6 protein-coding genes, 8 tRNA genes and 1 rRNA gene are annotated in these 7,490 nt (G+C 39.7%); 14 read left to right on the top strand and 1 reads right to left on the bottom strand.

Annotation, left to right across the window (positions count from 1 at the left end):
- Positions 1 to 62 precede the first annotated feature (62 nt).
- The 4 genes from rrf (at position 63) to J2Z82_RS19230 (ending at position 832) form a co-directional block, all read left to right on the top strand.
- A 5S ribosomal RNA gene (rrf, locus tag J2Z82_RS19245) occupies positions 63 to 178 on the top strand.
- 96 nt (positions 179 to 274) lie between these two features.
- Positions 275 to 349, top strand: a tRNA-Asn gene (locus J2Z82_RS19240).
- Positions 350 to 356: 7 nt separating this feature from the next.
- A tRNA-Thr gene (locus tag J2Z82_RS19235) sits at positions 357 to 429 on the top strand.
- Between the two features lie 232 nt (positions 430 to 661).
- A complete protein-coding gene (locus J2Z82_RS19230; RefSeq protein WP_209482409.1) occupies positions 662 to 832 on the top strand; it encodes a hypothetical protein in 171 nt (56 codons plus the stop codon).
- A gap of 21 nt (positions 833 to 853) precedes the next feature.
- On the opposite strand, the gene J2Z82_RS19225 is transcribed toward J2Z82_RS19230, so the two are convergent.
- The gene (locus J2Z82_RS19225) at positions 854 to 1,582 is read right to left on the bottom strand and encodes a YwaF family protein (protein WP_209482408.1); all 729 of its coding nucleotides are present in this window, start codon (positions 1,580 to 1,582) and stop codon (positions 854 to 856) included.
- A gap of 187 nt (positions 1,583 to 1,769) precedes the next feature.
- Between J2Z82_RS19225 and J2Z82_RS19220 the strand changes: the two genes are divergently transcribed.
- From J2Z82_RS19220 to J2Z82_RS19175, 10 genes are all read left to right on the top strand, one after another.
- A tRNA-Glu gene (locus J2Z82_RS19220) sits at positions 1,770 to 1,844 on the top strand.
- A gap of 34 nt (positions 1,845 to 1,878) precedes the next feature.
- A tRNA-Val gene (locus tag J2Z82_RS19215) sits at positions 1,879 to 1,954 on the top strand.
- Positions 1,955 to 2,120: 166 nt separating this feature from the next.
- Positions 2,121 to 2,196 (top strand) — tRNA-Thr (locus tag J2Z82_RS19210).
- Positions 2,197 to 2,234: 38 nt separating this feature from the next.
- A tRNA-Tyr gene (locus J2Z82_RS19205) sits at positions 2,235 to 2,319 on the top strand.
- A 15-nt stretch (positions 2,320 to 2,334) separates the two neighbouring features.
- Positions 2,335 to 2,405: transfer RNA gene (locus tag J2Z82_RS19200), tRNA-Gln, on the top strand.
- An 86-nt stretch (positions 2,406 to 2,491) separates the two neighbouring features.
- Positions 2,492 to 2,564, top strand: a tRNA-Lys gene (locus J2Z82_RS19195).
- Positions 2,565 to 2,767: 203 nt separating this feature from the next.
- Positions 2,768 to 4,057: a hydroxymethylglutaryl-CoA reductase, degradative gene (locus J2Z82_RS19190; protein ID WP_209482407.1), complete on the top strand. Its 1,290-nt coding sequence runs from the start codon at positions 2,768 to 2,770 to the stop codon at positions 4,055 to 4,057.
- Positions 4,054 to 5,019 (top strand): mevalonate kinase, encoded by a 966-nt coding sequence (mvk, locus tag J2Z82_RS19185; RefSeq protein ID WP_209482406.1) that lies wholly within the window; start codon positions 4,054 to 4,056, stop codon positions 5,017 to 5,019. Before J2Z82_RS19190 ends, mvk begins: the two co-directional genes overlap by 4 nt.
- Positions 5,020 to 5,104: 85 nt before the next feature.
- Positions 5,105 to 6,082: a diphosphomevalonate decarboxylase gene (gene mvaD, locus J2Z82_RS19180; RefSeq protein WP_209482405.1), complete on the top strand. Its 978-nt coding sequence runs from the start codon at positions 5,105 to 5,107 to the stop codon at positions 6,080 to 6,082.
- 160 nt (positions 6,083 to 6,242) lie between these two features.
- Positions 6,243 to 7,340 carry a phosphomevalonate kinase gene (locus J2Z82_RS19175; RefSeq protein ID WP_209482404.1) on the top strand — a complete coding sequence of 366 codons (1,098 nt, stop codon included), beginning with the start codon at positions 6,243 to 6,245 and terminating at the stop codon, positions 7,338 to 7,340.
- Positions 7,341 to 7,490 lie beyond the last annotated feature (150 nt).

The following is a 7,490-nucleotide window of genomic DNA, read 5'->3' as shown; positions in this document are numbered from 1 at the left end:
ATCCCTTGCATTTTCTCTTAGAAATGCATATAATATATTTTGTCTTTCAATTTAAGGACATGTCTGGTAGCATTAGCGGAGAGGACACACCTGTTTCCATGCCGAACACAGTAGTTAAGCTCTCCAGCGCCGATGGTAGTTGGGGCTTTGCCCCTGCAAGAGTAGGACGCCGCCAGGCTATTTTTTATATACTTTTTTATAATAATTAATATTTTTTAGCCTGATGAGCACAATACATAAGGTTATATTTCCTTGGTTTTTTATTTTAGATTATTCCACAGTAGCTCAGCGGTAGAGCAATCGGCTGTTAACCGATCGGTCGTAGGTTCGATTCCTACCTGTGGAGCCATTTTAATGCTTCCATAGCTCAGCCGGTAGAGCACCACCATGGTAAGGTGGGGGTCAGCGGTTCAAGTCCGCTTGGAAGCTCTTAGATAGAAGCGTTTAAATCCTCGATAAGGTTTAAACGCTTTTTCATTGTTAGGAAACTTTAGATTTGCTATGGATAACTGGGCTTCTTAATTAGCTGCGACTAGCCCCCCGTACAGGATGTACTAGTGCTTTTGTTCTTTGCAATTGCAACTAAGGCTTGGTAGATAAGTCAAGTTTTCTTATATTGTATATAATTGTTATATTGAATAATTAGATAGGTGGTTTTAAAATGGGAACTGGTTTATCATTGCTTATAATATTAGCAATTGCAGTAACTATAGCTGAAGTACTTGTGGCGTATTTTTTAATCAAGAAACATAATATGAAAATTTGGCAATCTTTGTATACCTCATTACCGGTAATTGTAATTGTTTGGGTAGTAGCTATTATGTATTCCTAACTGAAAAATCAACACACAAAGCTATTTGAGTGTTGATTTTTTACGTCTAATTAGTTTGTAGATCTGTAGTTGGATAAAGAAGACAGTAAAGGCTAAACCACATAAATTCACATAATACCAAATGCCACTGCCAAGCACATCAAGTGGTGTGGTAGCTGTAGGTGTATGGGAAAGGTACAGGTAATTGGAGTCTAAAAATGGATTAATAATGAAGCCTATTATAATAGCATACAATAATAGGTATCCAAAGGTTTCCAGTAATGATTTAATATGGATTTTTAAGGAACTTGTTGCTACAAGAAAAATACTTGTCCATGAGATGGCAGTATGATGTATAAAAAACTTCCAAAATCGATAGTGTGGAACATCATATGGAAGCTCTGGGGTAATTAGTGCCAGTAAAGCAGGAATAAGACCAATAAAAAAAGTAACTTGTATAAGTTTTCTATTGTGAGTAACTAATGCAATTGCACCTGTTATACCTGCAATTCCGCAAAGATGTAATGGTGTGTGCTCACGCAAGCTCCATATTCCATTTACAGCTGTCCATGTTTGATAGGATACTTCTGATAAGATTAATAGGCCAAATAAGCTCCAACGTACTATATTGTATAATGATGTATCAGTTAAGATTTTTTTAAGAAATAAAATAAATATTACGATTCCTATGAAATATATAAGCAGCATAATAATGTGACTAGTGCCAAATGTAATAAATGGTTTACCACCCAAACTTAACCAGTTCCACATGAAATACCCCCAAATTGATATCTATAATTACATTATATGTTTATCAAAAGTATTTGAAAATAAAAATTTCTTATTTTCCCTTTACAAAGATGCTCAATCTGTATATAATAAAATTCGTCGGTTTAAGATAAGCTTTTTTTAGCAGGTAAGAAAAGTATTGATACTTTCTTACATAAAACCATTGTAAGGCCCGTTGGTCAAGTGGTTAAGACACCGCCCTTTCACGGCGGTAACACGGGTTCGAATCCCGTACGGGTCACCATTAATTTCTTGGATAGTCAGTAACCTAGTACATAGGAGGATTAGCTCAGCTGGGAGAGCACCTGCCTTACAAGCAGGGGGTCGCAGGTTCGAGCCCTGCATCCTCCACCATTAAATATGCCGGTCTAGCTCAATTGGCAGAGCAAGCCGTTAGCTTCACCGAGTAAACTGCCATGTGCAGGTTTGCGAGGAGTGCGGCGTCGCCGAAAAGACATGCAACACGACGAGCCCACAAACTGGGGAGCACATAAAGAACGTTAACACTATCTAAATATATGCCGGTCTAGCTCAATTGGCAGAGCAACTGACTTGTAATCAGTAGGTTGGGGGTTCAATTCCTCTGGCCGGCACCATTTTTTATGTATAATTTATAGAAATGTAGTTAAAATATGGAGGGGTAGCGAAGTGGCTAAACGCGGCGGACTGTAAATCCGCTCCCTCAGGGTTCGGGAGTTCGAATCTCTCCCCCTCCACCATAATATATATTTAATTGGGCTATAGCCAAGCGGTAAGGCATCGGGTTTTGATCCCGTGATCCTAGGTTCGAATCCTGGTAGCCCAGCCTTTTTTTATTTTTGTGATATTTTTTTGACAACACAACAAACAATAATGGACGCTCATACCAAATTTAGCAATACTTTATGACATGAGCCATTAGCTCAGCTGGCAGAGCATCTGACTTTTAATCAGAGGGTCGGAGGTTCGAATCCTCCATGGCTCATCAATTTATATGAAAAAACACTAGCGTAAATACATAACACATATTATAATAGCAGATAAACAAGGTCGTTATGATTACCCAACAACCTTGTTTATTTGCATTTTGTACTGTTTTTTTACATAATAGATACAGTAATTTATTCATTAACTAAAAATGAACAATTTGACATATATAAATTATGCTAGTTAAAAGGATGAGATGGTATGAAAACTTCTAGATTTCCTGGTTTTTACAATATGACTGTTGAGGAACGCAGACAATTGTTGACTACGATGGATACGTTCACTGATGAAGAAAAAGGTTATTTGTTTTCTAACGAACCTCTTCCAACTGACACGGCGGATAAAATGATAGAAAACGTAGTTGGGACTTTTCCGCTTCCATTAGGATTAGGATTGAATTTTTTAATTAATGGGAAAGAATATGTAATACCAATGGCAATTGAAGAACCATCTGTTGTTGCTTCAGCAAGCTACATTGCAAAAACTGTAAGAAATGCTGGCGGATTTACTACAGAGGCGACAGATCGCGTTATGATTGGTCAAATTCAAGTAGTAGGCTGTCCGGATTTTAAGGCAGCAAAAGAGGCTGTTTTAAAGGAAAAAGATGCATTGATTGCTGATGCTAATGCTGCATACCCAAGTTTAGTAGCTAGGGGCGGCGGTGCAGAGGATCTAGAAGTTAGAGTATTAAATGAAGAATCAGACTCAAAATATGGCCAAATGCTTATCCTTCACGTTTATATAAATACCTGTGACGCAATGGGAGCAAATATTATTAATACAATGGTTGAGTCACTCGCTCCGACAGTTGAGACCATCACGGAAGGGAAAGTATATTTACGAATCCTTTCTAATTATCCAGATCGTTGTCTTGCACGTGCGCGTTGTGTCATACCGCCTGAATTATTACAAACAGGCAGTTATACAGGTGAAGAAGTGCGTGATGGAGTTATTCATGCCTATGAGTTTGCCGCATCTGACCCCTACCGCGCTGTTACCCATAATAAAGGGATAATGAATGGAATTGATCCCATCGTAATTGCAACTGGTAATGACTGGCGTGCTGTTGAAGCAGGCGCCCACGCACACGCAGCGAGATTTGGGAAATATAGTTCGATGACAGAATGGTCGAAGGATGAAGATGGGAATTTAGTTGGTGAATTAGAACTCCCTATGTCTGTCGGGACTGTAGGCGGTTCGACCCATGTTCACCCAATTTCTAAACTTGCATATAAAATCTTAGACGTTGATTCAGCGCAGGAGCTTGCTCAAGTTATAGTTTCTGTTGGACTTGCACAAAACCTTGGTGCACTTAAAGCCTTAGCAACCGATGGCATTCAGAAAGGTCATATGGCTTTACATTCTCGTTCTGTTGCCATAGCAGCAGGAGCTACAGGGGAGATGATTGATATCATTGCTGAACGATTAGTTGACGAAAAAGAAATCCGTGTTGGAAAAGCTAAAGAAATGGTGGAAGAATATATAAAATGAGTGCAGAAAAAGCAACAACTTCAGAACAAACAGCTATAGGTATAGCTCATAGTAAATTGATCTTAATCGGGGAACATGCAGTTGTACACGGGCAACCTGCTATTGCGCTTCCTTTCCCGTTAGTAGGGGTGGAATCAGTAATTGATTATGTTCCAGGCTCGGTAAAGATTGATAGTACTTTTTACCACGGTCCTCTAGAATCTGCTCCAGAGTCGCTGGAGGGGCTAGCAAATTGTATTAAGGCAACCTTAAATTATCTTCAGTTACCATGTGAGGATCTTTTGATACGGATTAAATCATCCATACCACCCGGAAAAGGGCTAGGGTCAAGTGCTTCAGTGGCTATTGCTGTTGTTCGATCATTATTTGCCTATAACAATCAGGACTATTCAGAAGATGAACTTCTGACCTTAGCTAACATTTCAGAAACCTATGCTCATGGTGTTCCTAGTGGTATTGATACGCTAACAATTACTTCGGATTTTCCAGTCTGGTTTGAGAAGGAACTGCCTTCTGATTTTATCGAACCTAAAGGTGATTTTCATTTCATTGTTGCCGATTCAGGCAGAATGGGTGATACACGCTTAGCTGTTGAGTCAGTTGCGAACCTGTTCAAATCAGCTCCAAGAAGAATACAGGCTAAGCTTGACCGTATAGGTGAAATTACGCACCGTGCAAGGCATGCACTTGAGAGTGCGAGCAAGCATTTATTAGGACAGATGTTAAATGAAGCACAAAAGGAACTGGAAGCTCTAGGTGTAAGCGATGCAGGCCTAAACAGGTTAATCTACTTTGCAAGGCAGGAAGGAGCCTTAGGTGCTAAATTAACTGGAGGCGGAAATGGCGGTTGTATTATTGCCTTAGCACGTAATGAAGTACACTCCAGACAGTTATCTGAAAAGCTGAAGAAATTCGGCGCACACACGGTATGGCCTTTTGTTTTAAGAAAGAAGCCTGAATAAGCATCAACATTAGAAAACGTGGCTTATTACCAAGCCTTAGTTGCATATATGCAGTAAGATAACTGCGATACAGAGGGGATATACAATGAAGGCATCAGCCAAAGCACATACAAATATTGCCTTAATTAAATACTGGGGCAAACGGGACGAATCGTTAATACTTCCGATGAATAATAGCCTCTCATTGACGTTAGATGGATTTTATACAACGACTACTGTTGATTTTAGAGAATCTTTAACAGAGGACAGTTTTTTTCTGAATAATCAACCTGTAAGTGGTGTGGAATATGAACGTGTCACATCATTTCTTGACCTAATTAGGGAATATGCAGGAAAACCTAATTTCTTTGCAGAAGTTCATTCTACTAATTATGTTCCAACAGCTGCTGGATTTGCATCTTCAGCATCAGGGTTTGCTGCATTAGCAACAGCTGCTGCCAAATCGCTTGGACTTAAGGTAAGCGATGAGGAGCTTTCTATCTTAACCAGACAAGGATCCGGGTCAGCCTGCAGATCAATTTACGGTGGTTTTGTAGAATGGGAAAAAGGAGACATGTCTGATGGATCCGATTCTTATGCTATTCAGGTAGCACCTGCAAATCATTGGGATATTCGTGTCGCAGCAGTCGTTTTATCTTCTTCAGCTAAGAAGGTTTTGAGCCGGGAAGGTATGAAGCGGACAGTCGATACGTCTGCTTATTATTCCAGCTGGGTTGAGAGTATTCCAGATGATCTCAGTAATATTAAAGAGGGTATAAAGAATAGGGACTTTGCGAGAGTAGGAGAGATAGCTGAGGCAAATTGTCTTAGAATGCATGCCACTACTTTGGCTGCCAATCCCCCTTTTACGTATTGGCATGACACGACGCTGGCAGTAATGCAAACTGTTCAGGAACTGCGTGACAACGGCGTTTTAGCATACTTTACGATTGATGCTGGTCCAAATGTAAAAGTTCTTTACCTGCCAGAAAACGAAGAAACGATACAAAGTACGCTCCGTGAAATACCTGGGGTAGATGACGTTATTGCAAGTCGCGCAGGTCAAGGAGTATCCTATATTTAGCAGTTAAGGAAAGTATAAATCCTTTCTTACTGCATAAGTGCAACAAGACTTCCGCCATTAAGGCTTGCACTCCAGAGTATAAGGGGTTCTAAGAAAGCAAAATACGCTTTCATAAGAATCCCTTTAACGAAAGCTAAGTTTTCTAAGGAGTTGAACCGTATTGCCATCTACACCATTGAGCCTTAAAGTCCCCGGCAAATTAATGATAGCAGGAGAATTTGCAGTACTTGAAGCTTATCAAAACTTAGTCGTGATGGCGGTTGATCGTTTTGTTTATGTGTCATTAACACAACAGGATGAAAACCGTCTTTCTTTGCTAAACTTTGATTTAGCTAACCTCGAATGGACCTATAATGAAAAGAAGGTCAACATAAAGACAGCTGACAAGCGTGTAAAGTTTGTTGAAGATGCTATGTCAGTCGTATATACATATTTAAAAGAAAAGAACGTCTCTTTAGCTAATTTTCATTTAGAAATCCGCAGTGAACTTGATGACGAATCCGGTCGTAAATATGGATTAGGTTCTAGCGCCGCTGTCGTTACATCTGTGGTTGCCACCATTTTAAAAAAATACCTCCCAAAAGAACCATCCGCTAAATTGATTTTTAAGTTAGCGGCTATTTCGCATGTAAAAACACAAGGAAGTGGTTCAGGTGCTGATGTTGCTGCATCATCCTATGGTGGTTTCTTACAATATGCCTCATTTCAAGCAGAATGGCTGCAGTACGAATATGAAAAGGCAGACACGATAAGTGAATTAGTTGAAAAGGATTGGCAGTATTTATCTCTTAAGCCAATTAAATTGCCAGACAATGCATACATGTGTATTGGTTGGACAGGAACCCCTGCATCGACTGGGAAATTAATTGATAAAATCAAACGCCTTAAAACAGAGAATATTACATTATACGAACAATTTCTTGCTGACAGTAATGAGGCAGTCAGCACCTTTATCAAAGGAGTTACTGAGGAGGATACTGCGCTTATTATTGAGGGTACGAAGCGGAACAGACGCGCGTTAGCTACTGTTGGAAAGCACGCTAATGCAGACATAGAAACCCCATTGCTGCAAAAGTTGTGTGATCTGGCTGAACAGCATGGTGGGGCAGGTAAACCATCTGGAGCAGGTGGCGGTGACTGTGGGATCGCATTTCTGCCATCTAAAGAACAAGCTCAGAAGCTTATGAAAGCCTGGGAAGAGGCAGGAATTAAACCGCTGGATATTCAACTTAATAAGGCTGGTGCAGCCGAAAAATAAAGCAGGCCTTTCTCTTTTCATAGACAGGCCTGCTATTTAATGGTATAGGAAATTACACTAGCGTTGCATTAAATTTTCAAGGAAAAGTCAAGTAATAAATATTATGTCAAGATTATGAATAATGGTAATTTTCACTACAAAAAACCATAA

This window comes from Virgibacillus litoralis, from assembly GCF_017873675.1.
Lineage (GTDB): Bacteria > Bacillota > Bacilli > Bacillales > Amphibacillaceae > Lentibacillus > Lentibacillus litoralis.
Note: the sequence above shows the minus strand (reverse complement) of the source record. Positions and strands in the feature narration are given on the sequence as shown.

Bases quoted from the DNA above. Each gene is read 5' to 3' on its own strand.
- J2Z82_RS19230 (WP_209482409.1), top strand. From the start codon at position 662: ATGGGAACTGGTTTATCATTGCTTATAATATTAGCAATTGCAGTAACT.
- J2Z82_RS19225 (WP_209482408.1), bottom strand. From the start codon at position 1,582: ATGTGGAACTGGTTAAGTTTGGGTGGTAAACCATTTATTACATTTGGC.
- J2Z82_RS19190 (WP_209482407.1), top strand. From the start codon at position 2,768: ATGAAAACTTCTAGATTTCCTGGTTTTTACAATATGACTGTTGAGGAA.
- mvk (WP_209482406.1), top strand. From the start codon at position 4,054: ATGAGTGCAGAAAAAGCAACAACTTCAGAACAAACAGCTATAGGTATA.
- mvaD (WP_209482405.1), top strand. From the start codon at position 5,105: ATGAAGGCATCAGCCAAAGCACATACAAATATTGCCTTAATTAAATAC.